18 protein-coding genes are annotated in these 23982 nt (G+C 64.7%); 4 read left to right on the top strand and 14 right to left on the bottom strand.

The window, feature by feature from the left end; genetic code table 11:
- Positions 1-104 precede the first annotated feature (104 nt).
- Together mfd and ABD884_RS16330 are read left to right on the top strand one after the other, a co-directional pair.
- On the top strand, positions 105-3845 hold the full coding sequence (gene mfd / locus ABD884_RS16335; protein ID WP_345047966.1) for a transcription-repair coupling factor: 3741 nt from the start codon (positions 105-107) through the stop codon (positions 3843-3845).
- 4 nt (positions 3846-3849) lie between these two features.
- Positions 3850-4662, top strand: coding sequence for a metal-dependent hydrolase (locus ABD884_RS16330; RefSeq protein WP_345047963.1), 813 nt, complete (start codon positions 3850-3852; stop codon positions 4660-4662).
- A gap of 66 nt (positions 4663-4728) precedes the next feature.
- Here ABD884_RS16330 and ABD884_RS16325 read toward each other — a convergent pair whose 3' ends face one another.
- The 6 genes from ABD884_RS16325 to nirB form a co-directional block, all read right to left on the bottom strand.
- Positions 4729-4956 (bottom strand): hypothetical protein, encoded by a 228-nt coding sequence (locus ABD884_RS16325; protein ID WP_028266460.1) that lies wholly within the window; start codon positions 4954-4956, stop codon positions 4729-4731.
- A gap of 68 nt (positions 4957-5024) precedes the next feature.
- Positions 5025-5729: a deoxyribose-phosphate aldolase gene (deoC, locus tag ABD884_RS16320; protein WP_345047960.1), complete on the bottom strand. Its 705-nt coding sequence runs from the start codon at positions 5727-5729 to the stop codon at positions 5025-5027.
- Between the two features lie 136 nt (positions 5730-5865).
- Positions 5866-6768 carry an FAD-dependent oxidoreductase gene (locus tag ABD884_RS16315; protein WP_345047958.1) on the bottom strand — a complete coding sequence of 301 codons (903 nt, stop codon included), beginning with the start codon at positions 6766-6768 and terminating at the stop codon, positions 5866-5868.
- 162 nt (positions 6769-6930) lie between these two features.
- On the bottom strand, positions 6931-8097 hold the full coding sequence (locus ABD884_RS16310) for a uroporphyrinogen-III synthase (RefSeq protein ID WP_376953212.1): 1167 nt from the start codon (positions 8095-8097) through the stop codon (positions 6931-6933).
- Positions 8098-8116: 19 nt separating this feature from the next.
- Positions 8117-9151: a uroporphyrinogen-III C-methyltransferase gene (gene cobA / locus ABD884_RS16305; protein WP_345047953.1), complete on the bottom strand. Its 1035-nt coding sequence runs from the start codon at positions 9149-9151 to the stop codon at positions 8117-8119.
- Positions 9152-9163: 12 nt separating this feature from the next.
- Positions 9164-11779, bottom strand: coding sequence for a nitrite reductase large subunit NirB (gene nirB / locus ABD884_RS16300; protein WP_345047950.1), 2616 nt, complete (start codon positions 11777-11779; stop codon positions 9164-9166).
- Between the two features lie 292 nt (positions 11780-12071).
- On the opposite strand from nirB, the gene nirD reads away from it, so the two are divergent.
- Positions 12072-12443 carry a nitrite reductase small subunit NirD gene (gene nirD / locus ABD884_RS16295; protein ID WP_345047948.1) on the top strand — a complete coding sequence of 124 codons (372 nt, stop codon included), beginning with the start codon at positions 12072-12074 and terminating at the stop codon, positions 12441-12443.
- On the opposite strand, the gene ABD884_RS16290 is transcribed toward nirD, so the two are convergent.
- From ABD884_RS16290 to ABD884_RS16275, 4 genes are all read right to left on the bottom strand, one after another.
- Complete coding sequence (locus ABD884_RS16290; RefSeq protein WP_345047946.1) at positions 12440-14206, bottom strand: phospho-sugar mutase; 1767 nt, start codon at positions 14204-14206, stop codon at positions 12440-12442. The two genes, nirD and ABD884_RS16290, sit on opposite strands and share 4 nt — an antisense overlap.
- A gap of 143 nt (positions 14207-14349) precedes the next feature.
- Complete coding sequence (locus ABD884_RS16285) at positions 14350-15084, bottom strand: YcnI family copper-binding membrane protein (protein WP_345047943.1); 735 nt, start codon at positions 15082-15084, stop codon at positions 14350-14352.
- Positions 15085-15195: 111 nt separating this feature from the next.
- The gene (locus ABD884_RS16280) at positions 15196-15804 is read right to left on the bottom strand and encodes a hypothetical protein (protein WP_345047940.1); all 609 of its coding nucleotides are present in this window, start codon (positions 15802-15804) and stop codon (positions 15196-15198) included.
- A gap of 104 nt (positions 15805-15908) precedes the next feature.
- Positions 15909-16709 (bottom strand): purine-nucleoside phosphorylase, encoded by an 801-nt coding sequence (locus ABD884_RS16275; RefSeq protein ID WP_376954264.1) that lies wholly within the window; start codon positions 16707-16709, stop codon positions 15909-15911.
- A gap of 144 nt (positions 16710-16853) precedes the next feature.
- Between ABD884_RS16275 and ABD884_RS16270 the strand changes: the two genes are divergently transcribed.
- Positions 16854-18269 (top strand): NAD(P)H-quinone dehydrogenase, encoded by a 1416-nt coding sequence (locus tag ABD884_RS16270; RefSeq protein WP_028266470.1) that lies wholly within the window; start codon positions 16854-16856, stop codon positions 18267-18269.
- Between the two features lie 111 nt (positions 18270-18380).
- Here the strand turns inward: ABD884_RS16270 and ABD884_RS16265 are convergent, their stop codons facing one another.
- From ABD884_RS16265 to ABD884_RS16250, 4 genes are all read right to left on the bottom strand, one after another.
- Complete coding sequence (locus ABD884_RS16265) at positions 18381-18527, bottom strand: lmo0937 family membrane protein (protein ID WP_155854367.1); 147 nt, start codon at positions 18525-18527, stop codon at positions 18381-18383.
- Between the two features lie 246 nt (positions 18528-18773).
- Positions 18774-20336, bottom strand: a complete 1563-nt coding sequence (locus tag ABD884_RS16260) for an FAD-dependent oxidoreductase (protein ID WP_345047931.1) — start codon at positions 20334-20336, stop codon at positions 18774-18776.
- Positions 20333-22561, bottom strand: a complete 2229-nt coding sequence (locus ABD884_RS16255; RefSeq protein WP_345047929.1) for a molybdopterin oxidoreductase family protein — start codon at positions 22559-22561, stop codon at positions 20333-20335. Before ABD884_RS16255 ends, ABD884_RS16260 begins: the two co-directional genes overlap by 4 nt.
- Position 22562: 1 nt before the next feature.
- Positions 22563-23969: an MFS transporter gene (locus tag ABD884_RS16250; protein ID WP_376954259.1), complete on the bottom strand. Its 1407-nt coding sequence runs from the start codon at positions 23967-23969 to the stop codon at positions 22563-22565.
- Positions 23970-23982: the final 13 nt, after the last annotated feature.

The following is a 23982-nucleotide window of genomic DNA, read 5'->3' as shown; positions in this document are numbered from 1 at the left end:
CGGTGTGGGCGGGGTAGGCTAGGAACGCCCCGGAATTCGAGAGAATTTCGGGTTTTCGTGTTGCCTTCCCCCATCCGACTTCCCTCTTCCGAGGAGTGCCATCCATGAGCCCCAAAGGCCAGCCGTCCGCGGTCAACTCCGGAATCAGCCACGTCGACACTGCCGCGTCCCTTGACGGATTGCGGCGTGCCTTGGGCGAGGACCGGACCTTCGCTCGGGTCAGGCCCGAGGCAACGCGCACGTTCGATGAACGCAGCAGCGACTACCAGATCAGCGCCCCTGCGGGCTTGAGGGCGGCGCTGCTGGCGGAAATGGCCGACGGGCTTGCCGCGCAAGTCGACACCGGTGCAGTGGTATTGGCCGTCACGGCCACGGGCCGGGAGGCCGAGGACCTGACGGCGGCCCTGGCGGCCTATCTGTCTGCGGACTCGGTGGCGACCTTCCCCAGTTGGGAAACACTGCCGCACGAAAGACTCTCGCCGCGCTCGGACACGGTGGGCCGCCGGCTCTCGGTCCTTCGCCGCTTGGCCCATCCGGAGAGCTCGACGGCGGGTGCCCTCCGGGTGGTCGTGGCGCCGGTTCGCGCTGTGGTCCAGCCCGTGGTGGCGGGCTTGGGGGAATTGGTCCCGGTGACGTTGACGGTGGGGCAGGAAATGCCCTTCAGCGACGTGGTGCGCCGCCTTGCCGACGCCGCCTATTCGCGCGTGGACATGGTTACCCACCGGGGTGAATTCGCCGTCAGGGGCGGTATTCTGGACGTTTTCCCACCCACCGAAGACCACCCGATCAGGGTGGAATTCTTCGGTGACGAGGTAGACCAGATGCGTTGGTTCGCGGTGGCCGACCAGCGTTCGCTCTCCGGTCCGTCGGTGCACCATCCCACCGAGCTGCACGCCCCGCCGTGTCGGGAAATCCTCATTACGCCGTCGGTCATGTCCCGGGCGGCGAAGCTCAAGGCGGACCTGCCCGCCGCTGCAGACATGCTGGAAAAGATCGCGGGAGGCATCGCCGTCGAAGGCATGGAGTCCCTGGCTCCTGTGCTGGTGGACGCCATGGTGCCTTTCGTGGACCAGTTGCCTGCCGGTTCGATTGGCGTCGTCATCGAACCGGAGAAGGTCCGCACCCGCGCCCACGACCTCGCGGCAACCAACGAGGAGTTCCTGGAGGCGGCGTGGTCCACCGCGTCCGACGGCGGGGCCGCACCATTGGATTTGGATACGGTTTTGGGCTCCCAAACCACAGCGGCCCTGCATGCCGCCAGCTTCCAATCCTTGACCGACACCCGAAGCGCCGCGTTGGCCCACGGGGTTTCCTGGTGGTCCATCACGTCATTGGCAACAGACGAAGAACTGGTCCTCGACATCGACGTCTTGAACCTGCATGCCCGCGAACCGCGCGGGTACCAGGGCGACGTAGCGGAGATGCTCGAATTCATCGGATCCCACGTACGGGACCAATGGCGCATTGTGGTGGCAACGGACGGGCCGGGGCCGGCCCAACGCCTCGCCGAGTTGTTCCATGATGCTGAGATTCCCTGTTCCCGCGTCGAATCGCTTGACCACAAGCCGCAGGCCGGGATCATCGAGGTGACGACGGCCGCCGTCGGACGCGGGTTTGTCCTGGACGGCCTCAAGCTGGGGCTGCTCACGGAAGCGGACCTCCTGGGCCGCACATCGGCCGGGTCCACGAAGGACATGCGGCGGATGCCCTCCAAGCGGCGCAACGCCGTCGACCCCCTCCAACTGCACGCCGGTGACTTCGTGGTGCACGAACAACACGGGATCGGGAAGTTCGTGGAGCTGATCCAACGCAAGGTCGTTGGCTCTTCTGCGGGTCCCTCCGGGGGCGACGCCGGTCTTCGCGAGTACCTCGTGCTCGAGTACGCGGCGTCCAAACGCGGCGCCCCCGGCGACCGGCTTTTCGTCCCGACCGACCAGCTGGACCAGGTGACGCGGTATGTTGGCGGCGACACGCCGTCGTTGAGCAAGATGGGCGGAGCGGACTGGGCGAGCACCAAGTCCAAGGCCCGCAAGGCCGTCAAGGAAATCGCGGGCGAGCTCATTCGGCTGTACTCGGCACGCATGGCATCGCGCGGACATGCTTTCGCACCGGACACGCCGTGGCAGCGGGAGCTGGAGGAAGCTTTCCCGTATGTGGAGACGCCGGACCAGCTCACCACCATCAACGAGGTCAAGGCCGACATGGAACGCGAGATCCCCATGGACCGCCTGGTTTCGGGCGACGTCGGCTACGGAAAGACCGAGATTGCCGTCCGTGCCGCGTTCAAGGCGGTGCAGGACGGCAAGCAGGTCGCGGTGCTGGTCCCCACCACCCTCCTCGCCCAGCAGCACTACGAAACGTTCACCGAGCGCTTTTCCGGATTCCCCTTGCGAGTCAAGCCTTTGTCCCGGTTCCAGGGCGCGAAGGAAGCCAAGGAGACCATGGAGGGAGTCAAGAACGGTTCCGTGGACGTGGTCATTGGTACACACCGCCTGCTGTCCAAGGATTTCGAGTTCAAGGATCTTGGGCTGGTGATCGTCGATGAGGAGCAGCGCTTCGGTGTGGAGCACAAAGAAGCGCTCAAGAAGATGCGCACCAACGTGGACGTCCTCGCCATGAGCGCGACGCCCATCCCGCGTACCCTGGAAATGTCCCTCACCGGCATCCGCGAAACGTCCACGCTGGCTACCCCGCCGGAAGAGCGGCACCCCGTGCTGACGTACGTTGGACCGTTCACCAACAAGCAGACCTCCGCCGCGATCCGGCGTGAACTCATGCGCGAAGGACAGGTGTTCTTCGTCCACAACCGCGTGTCCTCGATTGAGCGCATCGCCGCCCAGATCCGGGAACTCGTCCCGGAGGCCCGCGTTGAAGTGGCGCATGGGCAAATGTCCGAGAGTCGCCTGGAAAAGATCATCGTGGACTTCTGGGAGAAGCGCTTTGACGTCCTGGTCTGCACCACCATCATCGAAACAGGCCTGGATATTTCCAATGCAAACACTCTGATTGTGGACGGCGCGGACAAATACGGACTCTCCCAACTCCACCAGCTGCGTGGCCGCGTGGGCCGTGGCCGCGAACGCGCCTACGCCTACTTCCTGTATCCCTCCGAGAAGCCCTTGGGCGAAGTGGCGCTCGAACGGCTCAAAGCCGTCGCGGCCCATAACGAGCTCGGCGCAGGCATGCAGTTGGCCCTGAAGGACCTTGAAATCCGCGGTGCCGGCAACCTGCTGGGCGGGGAACAGTCCGGGCACATCCAAGGCGTCGGCTTCGATCTGTACATCCGACTTGTGGGTGAAGCTGTGGCCGAATACCGTGGCGAGGCCGAAGAGAAGGCCGCTGAGATGAAAATCGAGCTGCCCGTCAATGCTCACTTGCCACACGACTACGTGCCAGGTGAACGGCTGCGGCTTGAGGCCTACCGGAAGCTGGCCGCGGCCATCACCAACGAGGCCATCGACGAGGTGTTGGCCGAGCTTGTGGACCGCTACGGCGAGCTGCCGCTGCCCGCGAAGAACCTGATCGCCGTCGCCCGCTTCCGGGTGGGAGCGCGCGAAGCCGGGCTGTCCGATGTCGCGCTCCAGGGCAACTTCATCCGTTTCTCGCCCGCGCAGCTGCCTGAGTCCAAGGTCATGCGGCTGAACCGCATGTTCCCCGGCTCGCAGGTCAAGCCAGCCCTCGACGCCGTGCTGATCCCCAAGCCGAAAACGGCAAGGATCGGCGGCCGGGACCTGCAGGACGCCGAGATCCTGGAGTGGGCCAACACCGTGATCGAGGCAATTTTTGTGGCTTCGCCGACTTCGCCGACTTCGCCGGTTTCGCCCGCTTCGCAGACCGCAGGCTGAACCGATGATGGGAGGACACCACGCCGCGTCCGGGGCAGCGGCGTGGGTGGCTATTGCATCAACCGGCCCGTACGCCTTGGGATGGTATCCCTTGGACGCCACCGGAATCCTCATCGGAGCGATGACGACGGCGGGAACTGCTTTGGTGTGCGATTGGGACCACCGTTCGAGCACCATTGCCCACTCGCTGCCGCCGCTGTCCAACGTGATCGCCGTCGGGATCGAGAAGGCCAGCGGAGGGCACCGGCAGGGCACCCACTCATTGTTGGGCGCCTCGGCCTTCGTGGTACTCGCGGCCATGGCTGCCCAATTCCAGCTGGATACTCCGGTGGGCCGTTTGTCAGTGGGCGCCGGGCTGTTGTGCATGTTCATGATCAACCTGGCCGCCAAGGCCCTCAAGCTGTTCCCGAATACCGGGTGGATCGTGAATTGGGTTTTTGCCCTTGCGATGGCAGGGCTGGTGACGTGGTTCGCCCCGCATCAATGGAGCTGGCTGCCCTTGGCCATGCTGACCGGCGTCGCTGTCCACATTGTGGGTGACATGATTACCACCGGGGGAGTGCCGCTGCTGTGGCCCATCGTCATCAAGCCGCCGAAGTTCTGGCGCAAGCTGCCCCTGGTCAGCGGGATCTGGCGGGCCAATGGCGCATTCTCCATCCCCTTGCTCGGTAAGGCCGGCTCGCGGCGGGAATGGCTCGTCCTCATACCGGTGGGCGGCTATGCCATGGTTGGACTCGGGCTAGCGGCCTGGGCGCTGATCAGGAACAACTGGCCGGCGGTCTTCTCCGCGGTGGGTAGTCTCATTCAGGCTCGTTAGGGCAGCCATCCTTAAACAGCTGTGGCCCCGGACCAGAGTCCGGGGCCACAGCTGTTGAGCCAAGTCTTAGCTTTCGCCGATCGAGTTGGAGCGGCCGAGGATGGTCTGCGGGATCCAGAAGGCGAGGCCAACAAGCCCCAGGCAGATGGCCATCGGCCACGTGTTTTCGAGCGTCAGGAAGGACAGCGAATAGATGCCGCCGAGGAAGAGGACCATGATGATCACGAAGATCAAAATGCTTTGGCCCAAGGGATTTTCTCTTTCGACAGGCTTGCTGACGTCGTTCTGGGACATGTTTCCTCCTCGGCCCCGGGGGGCTCAAAAACTATGGCGGCTGCCGGGCCGGTCAGTACTGGGTAAATTCAGTACGCGGATGAACCTTGTTCACCCTTGACGATGGCAATTCCGGAGCTCGCACCGATACGTGTTGCACCAGCAGCAATCATAGCCTGTGCGTCGGCCAAGGAACGCACTCCACCGGAGGCTTTGACGCCCAGGTCAGGGCCAACTGTCTTGCGCATGAGGGCCACGTCTTCAACCGTGGCGCCCCCACCATTGAACCCGGTTGACGTCTTGACGAAGTCTGCTCCCGCCTCTACCGATGCCGCGCAAGCCAAGATTTTCTGTTCGTCATTCAGAAGGGAGGTCTCGATGATGACCTTCAGGATCGCTCCGCCGGCGTGGACTGCTTCAGCGACCGTCGTGATGTCATCCACCAGCGCGCCTTTGTCTCCGGCGCGCGCTGCGGCGATGTTGATCACCATGTCTATTTCATCCGCACCGTCCAGAACGGCCCCCCGGGCTTCAAATGCCTTGACGTCGCTGGGTGTTGCACCCAGAGGGAAGCCAACCACCGAGCACGTGAGCACCCCGGAACCCTTGAGGGCCTTCGTGACGGTCTTGACCCACAGCGGATTGACGCACACCGACTTGAACTTGTACTCGGCCGCTTCCGCGCAGATCTGGCGCACTTCGGCCTCGCTGGCCTCTGGCTTGAGAAGAGTGTGATCGATGTAGGAAGCGATGCTTGCGCTGTTGTCCAGTGCGGTGGAGGCTTCGTTGCTCATGGAGATCCTTCCGTGGCGGGCCCGGTGGCTTCGCGCCCCAAGGGTCGCGGCTCGTCAAATGACCATTTTGCCACACCGGCCCGCCGCCGTGGAGGCTCCCCCGAAGAGGGTGGGGCGGCCTCGCCGCCGGACCTGCTCAGGCGGCGGCGATGGTGGACTGCGCCGGTTGTGCCGGCCGAGGGATGCGGTGCCTCGCGTCTTCCTCAAGGCGGGCGGCGCAGTGCGCCGCTGCGGCGTCGGAGGACAAGACGAGGCCCGGTCGCAGGCCGTCCCGGGAGGCGGCGTCGCCGATCGCCCAGATGCCTGCCACGGAGGTGGCGAAGTCGCGTCCAACCCGGATGCCGCCGTCGGAAGCTGTTTGCAGGCCGGCGGTTTCTGCGAGCCCGTTGCGGGGGAGGCGTTCCTCGGCCAGCACCACCAGATCGCCGTTCATGCTGCTGCCATCCTCGAACACGATCCCGGTAGCTGGCCGTGCCGAACCTGCGGCCGAGGGTATGACAGCGGCGGGACGAACGGTGGTACGGATGGGGCGGACGCCTCGGGCACGGAGTACGGCTTCGGCCTGGCCAGCTGCCTGGCCTGTGCCTACCAAAATTCCCAGGGGTCGACGGCCCAGGACGCGGGTGATGTCCGTGACCGCGGTCCCGATCTGCTCGGCGTCGTCGATCGTGGAGTAGCTCAGGCTGCGGGAAGCTCCCTGGACCGGCGGAGACATCGGCGCGGAACCAGTGGCAATCACCAGCTGGTCGTAGGGGAACTCCAAGCCTTCGCTGGTGGTGACCGTACGGGCCTGGGCATCGATGAAGCTTGCAGCCTGGCCTAAACGGACGGAGACCTCGGGGAGGGCAGCCAGCTCCAGGAGCGTCTCGGGGCACTCGTCCCGGTTGCTCAGGACGGTGATGGTCCCGTTGAATGCTGCGGCTCCCGGCTGCCGTGACGTTTCGCCGGTCCCCGCCAGCCGACGGACGAGGGCCTGGGCCGCGGGCCCGGCTCCAGCTATGACGAGATGGATGGTGTCGGCGGACGGGGTGGTGGACATGGTGGGTCCCTTCGCTGAACTGAACTGAGCTGTGGTGGATGTGCCTGTGCCCAGCGTAGGCGTGGGGTTTTTCGGTGGTGTTTCCCACTTGTTGCCGTTTCGCGGCCTCCCGTTCCCTGATGGTTACCGGCCGGTAATGAGGTGCATCACATCAGGGAGTGGCTACGCGTCAAAGGGCTGGACGCGGAGCCGGTAACCCCGTTTGACCACGGTTTCCACGAGCTTTCCGTCCGGCAGCGAGGACCGCAATCGGCTCACCGTCATGTCCAAGGCGTGGACGGATCCACGCAATTCCAGCAGCTCGGAAAGGGCCTCGCGCGAGAGCACTGCGCCGCCGGCTCCCAGAAGGGCGCGCAGCAGAAGCAACGGAGCCGGGGCCAGTTCCACCGCCGAGCCGTTGATCCTCAGGCAGCGGCCGCGCAGCTCGATGTTTCCCGAAGGAGTGTCGAGCCGTCGCACGTGGTTCAGCGCCAGGTGCTCCGTGACGAGCCGAATGAGTGCACCCATGCGGTAGCGGTCCGGGATGAGGGGGGTCAGCCCGGCGTCGATCAGCGGCTGTGCCGTGACGGGCCCGACGGCGGCAACGGTCACCTGAGTCTTGAGGGCCTCGATCAACGGGCGGTACAGGCCCATTTCGTGGGCCGTACTCCACATGGCATCCACCGCCGGCGCGCTCGTAAAGGTGAGCACGTCCAAGTCTCCACTGCAGGCGGCTTCGATCAGGCGCGGCAGTTTATCTTCGCCGTCGGGCTTTACCCAGCGGTACGGGGTGACCGTGAGGACGGTGGCGCCGGACATCCGGAGCCGCTCAAGCTGGCGGACATCGGTGTAGCCGTGCAATTGCACGGCAACCGTCTTCCCCCGCACGCCTTCTTGGAGGAGCATGTCCACCAGTGTGGCGGTGGTTTCGTCGCTGCTGATCCCGACGTCGGCAAGGCCGGCCGCGCGGACGGCGCCGCGGGCTTTTGGCCCGCGCACGAACATGCGGCAAGCAGCCAGGGCGTCGAGAAGTTGCTCGCCGATGCCGAAGGAGTCGGCGGCCTCGCACCAGCGCCGCATGCCGTAGGCGGTGGTGGCGATGCAGATATCCGGCTTGGCCGAGATGATCTTCTTCGTGTCCTCGATAAGGGTGAGGTCTTCCTGGACCGGCGCGATCTTCAACGCAGGAGCGTGCAACACGGAGGCGCCGCGCCGTTCCAGGGCTTCGATCAGGTCACGCGAACGCCTGTGTGAAGTCACTCCGATGCGGAAACCGTCCAACGGAGCATCGTCGTTGGGTCCAGGCGTGGCCAGCGGCGAGGCTGAATCGACGGAGTCAAGGGCATTCAGAGTAGTCATGTGCGAACTTTCAGGCTTCAAGGAGGGAAGCTGCGAGGAGGTCCAGATCTGCGGTGGCTTCGGCGTGGATACGGTTGGCTTCGGCGACCCGGACCACTTCGCCAATGACAAGGACAGCCGGGTTGGTGCAGCCGGCGGCTGCCGTTTCGATGGTGCCGAGCTCGGCGATGGTGGTGCGTTGCCCGGGGCGGTATCCGCGTTCGATAACGGCCATGGGCATGGCGGGGTCCATCCCGGCGCGGCGGAGTCCCGCGGCCAGCTGGGGGAGTGTGCCGATGCCCATGAGGACCACGATGGTGCCACCGAGCCCGGTCAGATGCGTGTGTTCCTTTTCCGTCAGCGGTGCGTGGCCCGAGACCACCGTGAACAGGTGGCTGACCTCGCGGTGGGTGACCGGGATCCCTGCGGCGGCGGGGACGGAGATGGCGCTCGTGACCCCCGAGATGACCCGGACGGGCACGCCGGCTTGGACACAGGCGGCGACTTCTTCCCCGCCGCGGCCGAACACATAGGGGTCACCGCCTTTGAGCCGGACCACGTTCTTGCCGGTCAGGGCGGCGTCGACCATGCGTTTTTCTATGTCGCATTGGGCTACTTTGTGGTGCCCTGGGCGCTTGCCGACATCCACCAGTTCCGCCGAAGTGAGTTGCTTCAGCTCCGCGTAGGGGGCGAGCCGGTCGTAGAAGACGACGTCGGCGTCCCGCAGCGCGTAGACCGCGCCTATGGTCAGCAGATCGAGGGTTCCGGGACCGCCGCCGACCAGGGTGACCTGGCCTGACTCGCCTGCAGGCGGTTCGCTGGCAACAGGGATCCCGGCTTCGCGACACCGCTCGAGCAGCGGTCCCCAGCCGGGCTGGCCGTCGTCAACGGCCGCAACCAGGAAAGGGCGTTCGGGCAGGGTTCCGTCAGTGTCGGCGCCGTTGGGGGTGCTCAGCCGGTGCACGACGGCGCCCGCGGCTTGGTAGCGCCGGACGGCTTGCCGCGCGGCATGGGTAGAACCGGTGACCAGAATGTCGCGGCCCGTGAGGTCGATGGTGAGCTGCATGGCTTTTGCTCCTTAGCCCTGGCTGCGGACGGGGATTGTGCTGGCGATGAGGACGCCGCCTTTTTCTTTGTTGGTGGCGGGGCGGATTTGGCCGCGTTCGGGGGTGAAGGTGATGGTTTCGTCTTTTTGTTCGGGGGCGTTGACGAAGGAGCGGAAGCGGCGGAGGCGTTCGGGGTCTTTGAGGGTTTGGGCCCATTCGTCCTGGTAGTTTTCGACGTGCCGGGCCATGGCGGTTTCGAGGTCGCCTGCGATGCCGAGTGAGTCGTGGATGATGACTTGGCGTACGTGTTGGAGGCCGCCGTCGAGTTCTTCTTGCCAGTGGGCGGTGCGTTGGAGGCGGTCGGCGGTGCGGATGTAGTACATGAGGTAGCGGTCGATGTATTTGATGAGGGTGTCGTTGTCCAGGTCTTGGGCGAGGAGTTGTGCGTGGGCGGGGTTCGCGCCGCCGTTGCCGCCGACGTAGAGGTTCCAGCCTTTGTCGGTGGCGATGATGCCGACGTCTTTGCCGCGGGCTTCGGCGCATTCGCGGGCGCAGCCGGAGACGCCCATTTTGAGTTTGTGGGGGCTGCGTAGTCCGCGGTAGCGCAGTTCGAGGTTGATGGCCATGGCGACGGAGTCTTGGACGCCGTAGCGGCACCAGGTGGAGCCGACGCAGGATTTCACGGTGCGCAGGCTTTTGCCGTAGGCCTGGCCGGATTCGAAGCCGGCGTCGACGAGTTCTTTCCAGATTTCGGGGAGTTGTTCGAGGCGGGCGCCGAACATGTCGATGCGTTGGCCGCCGGTGATTTTCGTGTAGAGGCCGTATTTCTGGGCGACGGCGGCGATGATGCCCAGTCCGTGGGGGGTGATTTCGCCGCCGGGGATGCGGGGGACCACGGAGTAGGTGCCGTCTTTTTGCATGTTGGCCAGGGCGCGGTCGTTGGTGTCTTGCAGGGTCCCGCGGCCGGCGTCGAGGACGTATGCGGAATGCTGGGAGGCGAGGATGGAGGCGATGGTGGGTTTGCAGATGTCGCAGCCGGCGCCGGTGCCGTAGGTGGCCAGGATGTCTTCGAAGGAGTCCAGTTCCAGGACGCGGATGGCGTCGAAGAGTTCTTGGCGGGAGAGGCTGAAGTGCTCGCAGAGGGCTTTGGAGACTTCGATGCCGGATTTGCTCAGTTCGGTTTCGAGGAGTTTTTTGAGCATGGGCACGCAGGAGCCGCATTGGGTGCCTGCGCGGGTGCAGGTTTTGAGTTCGCCCAGTTCCTGGACGGGGGTGTTGCCGTCGCAGGCGCCGCAGGCGTTGATGGCTTCGCGGATGGTCCCGGCGGGGATGTTGTTGCAGGAGCATAGGATTGCGTCGTCGGGTAGTTCGGTGTCGGGGGCGTCCGTGCTTCCTGCGGCGGTGAGGTAGGCGCCGGGTTCGGCGGGGAGTTTCCGGCCGAGCAGGGGGCGCAGGCTCATGTAGGGGGTGGCGTCGCCGACGAAGATCCCGCCGAGGAGGGTTTTGGCGTCGTCGGTGGTGACGATTTTCTGGTAGACGCCGCGGGCGGGGTCGGCGTAGACGATTTCCAGGGCGTGTTTGGTGGTGGCGAACGCGTCGCCGAAGCTGGCGACGTCCACGCCGGAGAGTTTGAGTTTGGTGGCGGTGTCGAAACCGGGGAAGGTCGCGTGTCCGCCGTGCAGGCGGTCGGCGACGATCTCGGCCATCGTGTTCGCCGGCGCCACGAGCCCCAGGCACATCCCGCCGAAGTTCGCGACTTCACCGATGGCGAAGATACCGGGGACTGTCGTGGCGCAACTATCGGAAATGACAACACCGCCGCGCTGGCCGAGCGTGAAGACCTGTTCCTCGCCTTCCGCGGCACGGAAGAGTTCATCGCGCGGCCTCACTCCGATCGCGGCGATCACGATGTCGGCGTCGATGATCCGGCCGTCGGCCATGAGGACGCCGGTGACCTGGCCGTCGTCGTCGGTCAATACTTCGGACGGGTAGGTTCCGGTGAGGACTTCAAGTCCTTTGTCTTTGACGAGGCGGCCCAGCGCCTGGCCTGCGCCTTCATCCAGCTGGGCATTCATGAGCCAGGGTGAACCGTTGATGACGGTGGCATGCGCGCCGAGCTCCATGGTGCCTGCTGCCGCTTCGAGGCCGAGGAGACCGCCGCCGATGGTGACGGTCTTGACCTTGCGGCCCAGTTTCTTCGTGAGCCGGGTGATGGCCTCGTTAATGGCCCAGACGTCTTCGAGCGTGCGGTAGACATGCGCGAGCTCGCCGCCGGGGAAGGGAAGCGGCGCCGCATCCGAGCCGGTGGCGACCACGAGGGCGTCGTATTCGTAGCTGTTGCCCGCCGCGGTTTCCACGGACTTGGCTGCGGCGTTGATCTTCACCACCCGCTCGCCCGTGCGCAGGTCCAGGGCATCGTGCTCCCACATGGACATGTCCCCCAAAGTGAGGTCGTGATCCACCTCGATGAGGGCCTTGCTCAGCGTGACCCGGTCATAGGGAAGATGCGCTTCTTCGGTGAGGACCGTGACGTGCCAGCCCTCAAGACCGCGCGTATGCATGGCATCGGCAAAACGATGGGCCGCAGGGCCTCCGCCTGCCACAACAACACGGCGCTGGCTTTCGGGGTTGGAAGTGTGTCCGGTCACTGGTGGCCTTTCGCATACGCCGCAGAACGTACTCCGCAACTTGTCACTTCAGACTACGGACGGGCAGTTTCCCTTCAGTTTCCCTTTTGTTTCGTGGTCTTAACTTCTGGATCACGATTGGATGTCGTTCCGTGTGAGGTCTCTTTTACGCACCGGACACATCGATTGCATTCCGGCGAAACATGACGGGCCTACCGTGAAGGTATGGCTGCTTGGCGGCAGTCGCCTAAAAGGCAAGGACAGAGGCAAGGACATCATTCGTCCGCCGCAGTCAAGAGCGAGAGGGGCTGACATGACCGTCATTCTGGAGCGGGAAGAACAACTGACGAACGCGCCGATGGCGTCCGGCTGGCATCGCGTCTGCCCGTTGGACGAGCTGGAGCCGGCGTGGGGCGAGGCAGCCTTGATAGAAGGCGTCCAGGTGGCGATCTTCCGGGTCGACTCCGAGAAGGTTTACGCAGTTGCGCAGCAGGATCCTGCCACCTTGGCTAACGTCATGGCCCGCGGTATCACTGGTTCCCGGGGCAGCCGTCCCACCATCGCCTCGCCGCTTCACAAGGAGGTCTACGACCTCCAGACCGGTGAGTGCTATTCAAACCCCGCGCTTTGGCTGCCGGCTTTCAAGACCCGCACGGTTGATGGCTTCATCGAAGTCGAAGTCTAGAGCCCCAATGCCTCGCGGACATCGGCCAGTATGTGGTCCAAAGTGCTCCGAGCAGCCTGCCGGGTTTCTGCGAGTTCCGCCGCTGAACCGACCGACTTGATGACTTCCAGGTAGCACTTGAGCTTTGGCTCGGTGCCGCTGGGGCGGATGATGACGCGGCTGAGGTCCTTGGTCAGGTAGAGGAGGCCGTCCGTGGGCGGCAGGTATTCACTTCCCTCGGCCAGATCCACGAAGGTCTCGATGGTTGACCCGCCGAAGGATTCCGGCGGATCCGCACGGAGCCGGTTCATCATCGCATCCAACAGGCCAAGATCCGCCACCCGGATACTGAGCTGGTCACTTGCATGCAGCCCGTGCACCAGGTAAATCTCATCCAGGGTGTCGAAGATTGTCTTTCCCTCAGCCTTGGCCGCCGCCGCCAATTCGGCGACAAGCAGGGACGCGGAAATGCCGTCCTTGTCCCTCACCAGCTCGGGTGCCACGCAGTACCCCAGGGCTTCCTCGTATCCATAGACGAGTCCCGGGACGCGCGAGATCCACTTGAATCCGGTCAGTGTTTCCTCGTGGGCGAACCCAGCTGCCGCCGCGATGCGGGAGAGCAATCGGGACGAGACGATCGAATTGGCAAAGACGCCCTTCTTTGCGACAAGGCCTGGAGTCCCGTCGCTGTGCCGGCCCTCGGCGGCGAGGCGGGCCACCACATGGGCGCCAAGTAAAGCGCCCACTTCGTCTCCCCGCAACATCCGCCAAGCACCCGTGTCTGGGTCCTTTGCCGCGACAGCCGCCCGATCGGCGTCGGGGTCGTTGGCCAAAACAATGTCGGCATCCAGACGTGCCGCCGCCGCCAAGGCCAGATCCAGGGCGCCAGGTTCTTCCGGGTTGGGGAAACTGACCGTGGGAAAGTCCGGATCCGGCTCCGCTTGCTCTTCCACCAGCGTGACGTCCCTGAAGCCTGCTGCGTTAAGAACAGATACCGCCGTTTCACCGCCCACCCCATGCATGGGGGTAAGAACGATCTTTAGCTCACGTGCGGGAAAGGCCGCAGAGTCGGCCAATCCGGCCATTGCGGCCTCGTACTCGTCCGTGATCGAGCCGGACAGCACAGTCCAGCCGGATTCAGCCAGAGCAATGGAGTCCAAGGAGCCAACAGCTTCGATGCTTGCGGCAATCTGCGTGTCGTAGGGCGCCACGATCTGGGACCCGCGGCCGTTTTCCGCGACGGCCCGTCCGCCTAGGTAGACCTTGTATCCGTTGTCCTGCGGCGGGTTGTGGCTCGCGGTGACCATGACTCCGCCGTCGCAATCAAGGGTGCGGACCGCGTAAGCCAGTAGGGGGGTAGGAAGTGCGGAAGGCATCAGGAACGTGTCGATTCCTGCCGCGGTAAGGATCGCGGCAGACTCCGCCGCGAAGACATCCGAGTTGTGCCTCGCGTCATATCCGACGACGGCGCGCGGCCGCATCCCAGGGGAGGTTGCCGCCACGGCGTCCTTGAGGAATGCCGCGAGACCTGCGGCCGCCCGCCGCACCACCACGCGGTTCATCCTGTTGGGGCCAGGGCCGAGGGCGGCGCGAAGTCCTGCGGTACCGAACTGAAGCGTCCCGTTGAAGCTGTCTTCGAGCTGTTGGCGGGCTGCGGCGACGCCAGTGGAGGCGAGTCCGGCCAGCTCGGACAATGCTGCCGCAGTGACCGGGTCTGGGTCCTGGGCGGCCCACTTGCCGGCGTCGGATATCAGCTTTTCTAATTCGGCATCGCTTGATGTCATAGGGATAAAGCTATCGTCAAAGGGGATGGATGCCGAGGCGCAGCGCTGTGTCAGCCGTCACAGTCCGGCCACCCCACGCAACTAACTCGCACTTGTTGTCGTTATGAGGCGTCAAAACGACAACTAGTGCGAGTCAGTTGGGGCTAGCTGGCCTTTGCGGGGCGGGTTCGCAGCAATGCGGTGACGCCCGCAGCCAGGCCGATGAGCCCCGCCGCAAGGCCAAACCAGCCAGCGGTGGATCCTGCATCGTTGGAAGAAGTTGACGCCGCCGTTGCCGGGACAGGTGTCACGGACGGAGACGACGTAGGCCCAGCCGATGCCGCCGAATCACTGGCCGTGGTCACGAACGAGGGAGCCGGGTGTTCCGGCTCGGGCTGACCATCGACGGTCTTCTGGTCCCACTTCACGACGGAGCCGTCGGTATATGTTTGGGTGGCCGGCAGCGTAATGGTGGTGCCGGCGTCGGGCAGGACACCCACGGAGAGCGAGAATGCCTGGTACTCATTTTCCCCGAGCTGATGCTCCGCATCTGCCGTCCACACCACAGACGTGACCGCCTTGGTCACCGTGGCTCCTGCGACAGTGACGGGCTTGGGAAGAGTAGTCGTCACGAGTTCGGCTTTCCAGCCTTCGACCGGTTTCACTGACACCGAATTGAACGGGAAGTCTGTGGGAAGTGATACTTCGAGCTTGTTGGTTTTGGCCGTGGGGGACTCATTGGGGACGTTGAAGGTCAGGTGGGTGTAGCCTCCGGCTGCCGGGTCGTCCGGAGCCACATTGACATGTGCGGAGGCGGCGGAGACGCCGAAAGCGAGCATTCCGACGGCCATCATGGCGGCGGAGGCGGTTTTGAGCGTACGGCGGTGGGTGGTCTTCATGGCAATGGTGCCTTTCACAAAGGAAGAATCGGTGCGGACCCCTGGCGGACATGATCCGGCAGGCGAGAGTAGCCATCTGCCGCCGGGTCCTCATCCTTGTGAAGGTGGGTCTCAGGCGGCGCGCACCAGTGCTGGTGGGCCTCGCCGGGAGGGAAAGCGACTGGAGTCCCAGCCCGCGGGAGTAATCGCAGAGACCATGTACGGTCCGGGGGTTCTCGTCGCTTCGATAGTTCCAGGAACCGGCAGCTGCACAAGGGGGCGCAGCCATGCCGCCAGCGCCCACAGCGCCTGTTCGCCGCGGGCGAGCACCAATGCGGTACCCAACGTGGCCACCGCATGGGTGGCGAACATTTGCCAGTCGTCTGCGGCGGTGTGGGCTGCGGCGACGGCCCCCAGGGCTTCTGGTGCCTGCGTCCAAAGAACATGTCCGGCATGCCCGGACACCAGAGGTGCCGCGCTGGGAGCTCCGGGCGAAAGCGCGCAAAAAGCCCAGTGCAGGCACAGTTGCCCGGCCCCCAGCAGCCCTGCGAAGACGGGCAGCGAAAGGCGGGCGCGCGTCAGCACGGCGACCGGGAGGATCGTCAGGGCACAAAGCGCCGTCAGAATGACTGGTGCCGGAAGGCTTCCGCCTCCGGCCAAGTGTCCGCCGGCAGCCAAGCCCAGGATGATTGAACCGATCAGGCCAGTGCGCAAGAACCGGAAAGGCGCGGATGTCTTCATCGGCAGTCCTTTCCGGTTGCTGAGCCAAGACGGAGAATCACTCAAATTGTACGGCCACCGGATGCAAGATTTCGCAGCGCTTTCCGCCTCCTAGCCGTTTCGGATCAGAGTTTGGCGATGATGTCCGCCAGAAGACGGGAAATTCGTGCACTCGCAGTTTGCCCCGCCTCGATGACTTCCTGGTGGCTCAGGGGCGCCGGGCTGATGCCGGCCGCGAGGTTGGTGACCAAGGAGATGCCGAAGACTTCCATTCCTGCGTGCCGTGCGGCTATGGCCTCCAGAGCGGTGGACATGCCCACCAGATCGGCGCCGATCCGCTTGGCATACTGGACCTCGGCCGGAGTTTCGTAGTGCGGGCCGGTGAATTGGGCGTAGACGCCTTCGTCGAGCGTGGGATCCACCTCACGTGCCAGGCCGCGGATACGCGCCGAGTACAGGTCCGTGAGGTCGACGAACGTAGCGCCCTCAAGAGGAGAAGCTGCGGTCAAGTTGATGTGGTCTCTGATCAGCACGGGAGTACCGGGGGTCCAAGATTCGTTCAGGCCCCCGCAGCCGTTGGTTACCACCAAGGTCTTACAGCCTGCTGCCGCCGCGGTGCGAACCCCATGGACCACCGAGCGGACGCCTTTGCCTTCGTAGTAGTGGGTGCGCGCACCCAGGACGAGGGCCCGCTTTCCCTCCTTCGTCCGGACCGAGCGGATGGTGCCAACATGCCCCTCGACGGCAGGAGCGTGGAAGCCGGGAACTTCCGACGCCGTCAGGGTCGCCGTCGTTTCGCCAATGAGATCCGCAGCCGCGCCCCAGCCTGAGCCGAGCACGAGCGCTACGTCGTGGGATTCGACGCCGGTCTCCGCCGCGATGTAGTCGGCCGCGGCTTTGGCGGCTTCGAAGGGCTCCGTTTTCATCAGCTCTGTGTTACTCACTGGTACAAACTACAGTGTTGCCCGCGCCGTTGAACAGGCGCTTGGGCGGTGCCAAGGTGCCGATTCGGTCGTTCTCAGGTGGGGCTTAGTGGCAGGTACGGCGCCAATAAGTAACAATGGAAAATTGTGACCATGCATCCTGACTTCAGCTCACCACGAATCGCTATCCTGGGCGGAGGTCCAGGCGGATATGAAGCGGCCATGGTCGCGGCGCATTTGGGAGCGCGGGTCACCCTCATTGAACGCGCCGGTCTCGGCGGCTCCGCCGTCCTCACCGACGTCGTACCTTCCAAAACCCTGATCGCGACGGCGGATCTCATGACCCGCGTCGGCGAAGCGGGGGAGCTGGGAGTCAAGTTCGCCGTCGACGGCAGCGATGTAGCGCCCGGCATGCGCGCCGATCTGGGCCACATCAACGACCGCGTCCTGCACCTCGCACGGGAGCAGTCCGACGACATCCGGGTAGGCCTGGAGCAGCTCGGAGTGGAGATCCTGATGGGATCCGGGAAGCTCCTGGACAACCACACGATCGAGGTCATCACCTCCGACGGCATCAAGACGATTACCGCTGACGCCATCCTCCTGGCCGTGGGTGCACACCCCCGCGAGCTGCCCACAGCCAAGCCCGACGGTGAACGCATCCTGAACTGGGCACAGATCTACAACCTCGATGAACTTCCCAAGGACCTGATCGTTGTGGGTTCCGGGGTCACCGGGGCCGAGTTTGCCTCCGCCTATAACGGCCTTGGCTCCAATGTCACCCTCATTTCGAGCCGCGACCAGGTGCTGCCGGGTTCGGACACGGACGCGGCCCAAGTCCTTGAAGGCGTCTTCAAGCGCCGCGGCGTGCGCGTTCTGTCCCGCTCGCGGGCCGAAGCCGTGGAGCGCACCGATGCTGGAGTGCAGGTCACCTTGGGGGACGGTTCCGTCGTGACCGGCAGCCACTGCCTCGTCTGCGTGGGGTCAATCCCCAACACCGCCGGAATCGGATTGGAAGAGGCCGGCGTGGCTGTCACGGAGTCCGGCCACATCAAGGTTGACGGCGTTTCCCGCACCACGGCATCGAACATTTACGCCGCGGGCGACTGCACGGGAATCCTGGCCCTCGCTTCTGTCGCGGCGATGCAAGGCCGCATTGCCGTGGCCCACTTCATGGGCGACGGAGTGATGCCGATCAAGCTCCACCAAGTGGCCTCGAACGTTTTCACGTCACCGGAAATCGCCTCCGTGGGCGTCTCCGAAGCGGACCTTGAATCAGGCAAGTACCAAGGTGACGTGGTCATGCTGTCCTTGCTGAGCAACGCCCGCGCCAAGATGCGCAACACCAAAGAGGGATTCGTCAAGATCATCGCGCGCAAGGGCTCGGGAACGGTGATCGGCGGCGTGGTCATTGGCCCCAACGCCTCCGAGCTCATCTTCCCGATCGCCGTTGCGGTGAAGCAGAAACTACACGTCGACGATCTAGCGAGCACTTTTACCGTGTACCCCTCGCTGACCGGGTCCATCTCGGAAGCGGCGCGCCGGTTGCACGTGCATATGTAGCAACAGCGGTTCGAAGCCGGTTGCCTCATGTGCGGACCCGCCGCTCGGCAGTGCCGGGCGGCGGGATTTCCGCCGCCCGGTGCGGCCAGCGGCGGGAGGCAGCTTTCGAATTTACGCGCGGGACCTGCCACGGATGAAGTGGAAGATCAGAAGGATCACGGCAATTACCAAAAGCAGGTGGATGAACCCGCCGCCGATGTTACCGATCAGGCCGAGAAGCCAGAGAACAGCGATAATAATGGCTATCCAAAGCAACATGTGAGTCTCCCTTGTTTGTCTGTGGATGGAAATGCTGATTCTGCGCCTCGGCTGCTCTGCGTACTTGTTATCAATCCTGTTCTCTTCTGGAGCCACGATATCGATCCAAGCTAGTGATTCCTGCCGAAGGCCCACGCGGGTATCGTGTGGTGTGCTTCACACTATGTCAGGATCGGGTTCCTGAAAACGGCAAGAGAATAACCGATAGTTGCCATCCGGTTTGGACCGTGACGCCGGGAAGCTCCCTTACGCTGCAACCCCTTGGAAGTGCTTCTCGATCATCCCCTTGATGTCTCCATGGCATCCGCCGCATCCCGTCCCCGCGCGGGTCGCCTTGGAAACCTCGGGCACCGAAGAGCAGCCATCCAGCACTGCTTCCTCGATGCTCACTACGCTGACCCCTGCGCAACGGCAGACCGTACGCTGTGGGTCATGGGCGGCACCTGAGGATTCCAACTGGTCCGGGCCGTCAAGGCGAAGGAGGAGCGAACGGTCGGCGGGCAGCTCGGAGCCGCGTTCGAACAGCATCACGAGCTCCGCGGCCGTGCGCGGCGTGCCCACGGCCACGAGTCCTTCGAGGGTGCCGCCCCGTGTAGTCATCTTGACGTAGCGGCCGTGCTCGGGATCGGCCCATTGGGCCACGTGCCGACGAGGTTTCCCCTCTGAAGCCCCCGTGCTGAGGAGTTCCTCATCCCATGGTTCGGCTGCGTTGTCGCCAGCGACGGCGAGGTTGATGCCTCGCGCCTTCAGGACCACCACTCCGGGTTTCTCCTGCGGCAGGGGTGACAAGGTGTCTGCGGCATCCTGGCCACCCTCGGCGAGGAGGATCAGGTACTCGGCAAGCCACTCGGCCTGGCGCCAGCCCGGACCCACCAGACCGGAAGGGCCCGGCGCCGTGCGGCATTCGGGGCATTCGGCCTCGGCGCAGCGGACTTCGGCGCAGTCGCCGATCGCAAACATGTGCGGCTCGTGGTAGGTGCGCAGATGGTGATCCACCAGGATGCCGGTGGCGGCCGGCAGGCCGCAGCCTTCAGCCAGTTCAATCCTGGGGCGCACACCGCAAGAGAGAACCAGCAGCTCGCCTTCGATCCTTGAGCCGTCGTTGAGCACCAGGGCGGAGAACATTCCGTCCGGGCCGTTGTGCTCCACAGCGGTGGAACGGGCGTTGCCCACCATGGTGATTCCGCTGTTGCGCAGGCTCGCTGCGAGAACGGCTCCGCCGCCGCGGTCGATATTGCGGCCCAACGGAAAGGAACCATTGTGCACCACAGTGGTTTGGGCGCCTTCTTCCGCCGCGGCCAGGGCTGTTTCAAGCCCCAGCACGCCGCCACCGAGGACGATCACGCGCTGGCGAGCAGCCACGGCGTCGCGCAGTTGCGCGGCGTCGCGGAGGTCACGAAGTGCGGTTACCCCCAAGGGGAGTACCGGGTGCGAAGGGTCAGGGTTGATTCCGGTGAGATTGGGAATGACGGGCCGCGAGCCAGTGGCGAATACCAGCCGGTCGAAGCCGGGCGCGGTTCCGTCCGAGAGGACCACTCGCTGCCGGGCCCGGTCGATGCGTTTGACCGTGACGCCCAGCCGGACTTCCACCCCGTCGGCCGTCAAATCGTTGGCGTCGGCCATCGAGATTGCCTCCGCGGTGGTGCGCCCCACGCCGAGTTCAGCCACCATGACGCGGTTGTACGCGGCTTCGGTTTCCTGTCCGACGACGAGCAGCTGGACAAGACCGCTGCGCACGGAGGGCAACAATTCGTCGACCAGCCGGGCCGCGACCGGTCCGAATCCGATCACCACTATTCGCTCGCTCACGATGCCTCCTTGACGTGCATTGACAAGCCTGACGTCACTGACACAGTCAACTGGCCAGCCAACGCTGATCCGAAAGTCGGCAGTGCGGCCTTACGGACCCAGACCTTGCTCTTCTTGAACTCGGGCATGCCGGAAATAGAATCCGTGACCGCCTCAGTGAGACGGTTGGCGCTGCCCAGTCCAGGGAAATGGAAGGGCAGGAAGACGGTGTCCGTCCGGATGCTGTTGCTGAGCTCCACCCTGCACAGGACCTCGCCGCGCTCGTTGGAGACATTGACAAAGTCACCGTCGGCGATTTCCCGGACGGCCGCCGTCGCGGGGTGGATCTGTAGGAGAGCTTCCGGTTGCGCTGTTACGAGTTCGGCCACGCGGCGGGTCTGCGCCCCCGATTGGTAATGTTCCAGCAGCCGCCCGGTGACGAGCGTGAGCGGATCGGGATCAGGGCCGACGACGGCGGAGCGCTGCGAACGCTTCTGTGGCACCACCGGGACCATCACGGCGCGCCCGTCGGTGTGCGCGAAGCGGTCCAGGAAGAGCCGCGGCGTTCCCGAGCTGCCGCTCGGATAAGGCCAGTAGGCCGCTTCTCCGCGGTCAAGCAGGGCGTAGTCGATTCCGGAGTAGTCGGCCAAGCCGCCTGCCGAGGCGAGCCGGAGTTCCTCGAAGACGGTCTCGGGATCGTCACTGAACATGGACGGTGCGTCGAGCGATTCGGCGAGCCGGGCCATGAGCCACAATTCGCTGCGGACACCCAGGGGAGGCGTGAGGGCCTTCCGACGGCGGAGCACGCGGCCCTCGAGGTTGGTCAAGGTGCCTTCTTCCTCGGCCCATTGGGTGACCGGAAGCACGAGATCGGCCTCCAGCGCGGTCTCGGACATGAAGAAATCGCAGACCACCAGGAAGTCCAGGCTCCGCAGGCCCGCGATCACCGCACCGGCGTCGGGGGCGGACACCGCCACATTGGCGCCGTGCACGAAAAGGCAACGGACGCCGTCGGGCTGTCCCAAAGTCTTCAACAGCTCCACTGCCGGAAGGCCGGGTCCGGGGATGAGCGATTCATCCACGCCCCACACTTTGGCGACGTGGGCGCGGGCGGCCGGATCGGTGATCTTGCGGTAGCCGGGGAGCTGATCGGCTTTTTGTCCGTGCTCGCGACCACCCTGGCCATTCCCTTGGCCGGTCAGCGTGCCGTAGCCGCCACGGGCGGATCCCGGCAGGCCCAGAAGGAGGCTGAGGTTGATGGCGGCCGTGGCGGTGTCGGTGCCGTCGACGTGTTGTTCGACTCCGCGGCCGGTGAGGATGTAGCTGCCGCCCCGCCGGGCGCCGTCGGCGAGGCGGCGGGCAGTGTCGCGGATGAGCGTGGCGGGAACGCCGGTGATCGACTGCACACGCTCTGGCCAGAATCCGGCGAGGCTGCGAACGATCGCCGGGTATCCGGTGGTGCGGTTCTGGAGGTAGCCGACGTCGGCAAGGCCTTCGTGGACCACTACGTGGGAGACACCCAGCAGCAGGGCGAGGTCTGTTCCCGGGGTCGGCTGCAAGTGGAGGCCACCGCCGTCGCCGGTGAATTCGGCCGTCGCCGAACGGCGGGGATCGGCCACGATCAACCCGCCGGAGTCACGCGCACCTTGCAGGTGCTGGACGAAGGGCGGCATGGTCTCGGCCACGTTGGAGCCGAGAAGGAAGATGACGCTGGAAGAATCCAGGTCCTCCACGGGGAACGGGAGACCGCGGTCCACGCCGAAAGCGCGGTTTCCGGCTGCCGCCGCGGAGGACATGCAAAAACGTCCGTTGTAGTCGATGCGCGAGGTTCCCAGCGCCAGGCGCGCGAACTTGCCCAATTGGTAGGCCTTCTCATTGGTGAGTCCGCCGCCGCCGAAGACGCCGACGGCGTCGGCTCCGTAGCGCTCGCGGGTCTGTTTCACGGCTCCGGTAACCAGCATGAGCGCCTGGTCCCAGGCGACGGGCCGATGGACGCCGTCGGAGCCTTTGAGCATGGGTTCCGTGACGCGTCCGCTGTGGTTCAACAACGACGCCGATGTCCAGCCCTTGCGGCACAATCCGCCCCGGTTGGTGGGGAAGTCGCGGCCGGACACGTCCAGGAGGGGAAGTGCCTTTGCCGCGGGCGCCGGGTCTGACCCCGGCTGCGCGGAAGGCGCTGCCGGGGTCAGGGTCATGGCGCACTGCAGCGCACAATACGGGCAGTGAGTCTCGGCGCCATTGGGCATATTAGATGTGTCCCATCGAGTTGCGGTTGGCCTTGCGGAGGTAGCAGACCCAGCAGACGATGAGCATCAGGACGTAGGCGCCGACGAAGCCATAGAACGCGGGGGTGTAGGAGCCGGAAGCGCTCGATGCGTTGAGCACCTGGGGGATGACGAATCCGCCATAGGCGCCGATCGCCGAGATCAGCCCGAGGGAGGAGGACGCGAGGCGTGCGGTGCTGGCGGCGCTCACCCCGGAGCGGGCTGCCCGGCTGGAGGTGGCAAAGATGACCGGAATCATGCGGTAGGTGGCGCCGTTTCCAAAGCCGCTTGCCGTGAAAAGGAACAGGAACAAGACCAGGAAGAGCCAGAAGTTCTTGAGCGGAAGGGTCCAGATCATGGTCAGGGTGATGATCGCCATCGCTGCGAACGCTGTAACCGTCATCCGGGCTCCGCCCATGCGGTCTGCCATGCGTCCGCCGTACGGCCGGGCCAGGGAGCCAACCAAAGGGCCGAGGAAGGCGAGCGAGAGGGCAACCGCGCCGAGGTGCAGGGCGGAGAAAGCCGGGAAGTAGTCCTTGATGAGTTTGGGGAAGACGCCGGAGAATCCGATGAACGAGCCGAAGGTGCCGATGTAGAGGAAAGCCATGATCCAGAGGTGGGGTTCCTTCAGTGCGGCGATGGAGCCTGCCACGTCACCCTTGGCGCTGGTGAGGTTGTTCATGTACTTCCAAGCACCGAACGCGGCGAGAAGGATGAGCGGAATCCAGATGAGGCCGGCCATGGGCAGGTTGACGGTGCCGGCGGCCAGGAGGGTGACGGCGATGGGAACGACGAGCTGTGCGATCGCGGCACCGAGGTTCCCGCCTGCGGCGTTCAGGCCCAGCGCCCAGCCCTTTTCACGGGCCGGGTAGAAGAAGGTGATGTTGGCCATTGAGCTGGCAAAGTTGCCTCCGCCGAAGCCGGCAAGGCCCGCTACAAGCAGCATGACGCCAAACGGCGTGCCGGGATTCGAGACACAGAGGGCCAGGCCCGCGGTCGGGATCAGCAGAAGCATGGCCGAGACAATGGTCCAGTTGCGGCCGCCGAACCTCGGAACCATGAAGGTGTAGGGGATGCGCAGTGTGGCACCAACCAAGCTGGGGATCGAGATGAGCCAGAAGATCTGGTTCGTGTCGAACTTAAAGCCTGCGGCCGGCAGCTGGACGACCACGATCGACCAGAGCTGCCACACGACGAAGCCGAGGAACTCGGCGAAGATGGACCAGTACAGGTTGCGCTTGGCGATGGAACGGCCGGCAGCTTCCCACTGTTCTTTGTTCTCTGCGTCCCAATTGGCTATCCACCGGCCAGGGCGGTGTTCGAGCTCGGGGACGAGGGCGGTGGGCGCCTGCTCGTTGGTGAGGATTTCGGTGCTGCGGTCAACTGTCACGGAGTGCCTCCTT

Origin of the sequence: Arthrobacter methylotrophus, from assembly GCF_039539965.1 — a bacterium.
In the GTDB taxonomy this organism is placed as follows: Bacteria; Actinomycetota; Actinomycetes; order Actinomycetales; family Micrococcaceae; genus Arthrobacter; species Arthrobacter methylotrophus.
This window is presented reverse-complemented; position numbering and strand designations above follow the sequence as displayed.

Coding starts and splice junctions, on each gene's coding strand:
- mfd (WP_345047966.1), top strand. CDS start 105: ATGAGCCCCAAAGGCCAGCCGTCCGCGGTCAACTCCGGAATCAGCCAC.
- ABD884_RS16330 (WP_345047963.1), top strand. CDS start 3,850: ATGATGGGAGGACACCACGCCGCGTCCGGGGCAGCGGCGTGGGTGGCT.
- ABD884_RS16325 (WP_028266460.1), bottom strand. CDS start 4,956: ATGTCCCAGAACGACGTCAGCAAGCCTGTCGAAAGAGAAAATCCCTTG.
- deoC (WP_345047960.1), bottom strand. CDS start 5,729: ATGAGCAACGAAGCCTCCACCGCACTGGACAACAGCGCAAGCATCGCT.
- ABD884_RS16315 (WP_345047958.1), bottom strand. CDS start 6,768: ATGTCCACCACCCCGTCCGCCGACACCATCCATCTCGTCATAGCTGGA.
- cobA (WP_345047953.1), bottom strand. CDS start 9,151: ATGCAGCTCACCATCGACCTCACGGGCCGCGACATTCTGGTCACCGGT.
- nirD (WP_345047948.1), top strand. CDS start 12,072: ATGACCGTCATTCTGGAGCGGGAAGAACAACTGACGAACGCGCCGATG.
- ABD884_RS16290 (WP_345047946.1), bottom strand. CDS start 14,206: ATGACATCAAGCGATGCCGAATTAGAAAAGCTGATATCCGACGCCGGC.
- ABD884_RS16285 (WP_345047943.1), bottom strand. CDS start 15,084: ATGAAGACCACCCACCGCCGTACGCTCAAAACCGCCTCCGCCGCCATG.
- ABD884_RS16280 (WP_345047940.1), bottom strand. CDS start 15,804: ATGAAGACATCCGCGCCTTTCCGGTTCTTGCGCACTGGCCTGATCGGT.
- ABD884_RS16275 (WP_376954264.1), bottom strand. CDS start 16,709: ATGAAAACGGAGCCCTTCGAAGCCGCCAAAGCCGCGGCCGACTACATC.
- ABD884_RS16265 (WP_155854367.1), bottom strand. CDS start 18,527: ATGTTGCTTTGGATAGCCATTATTATCGCTGTTCTCTGGCTTCTCGGC.
- ABD884_RS16255 (WP_345047929.1), bottom strand. CDS start 22,561: ATGCCCAATGGCGCCGAGACTCACTGCCCGTATTGTGCGCTGCAGTGC.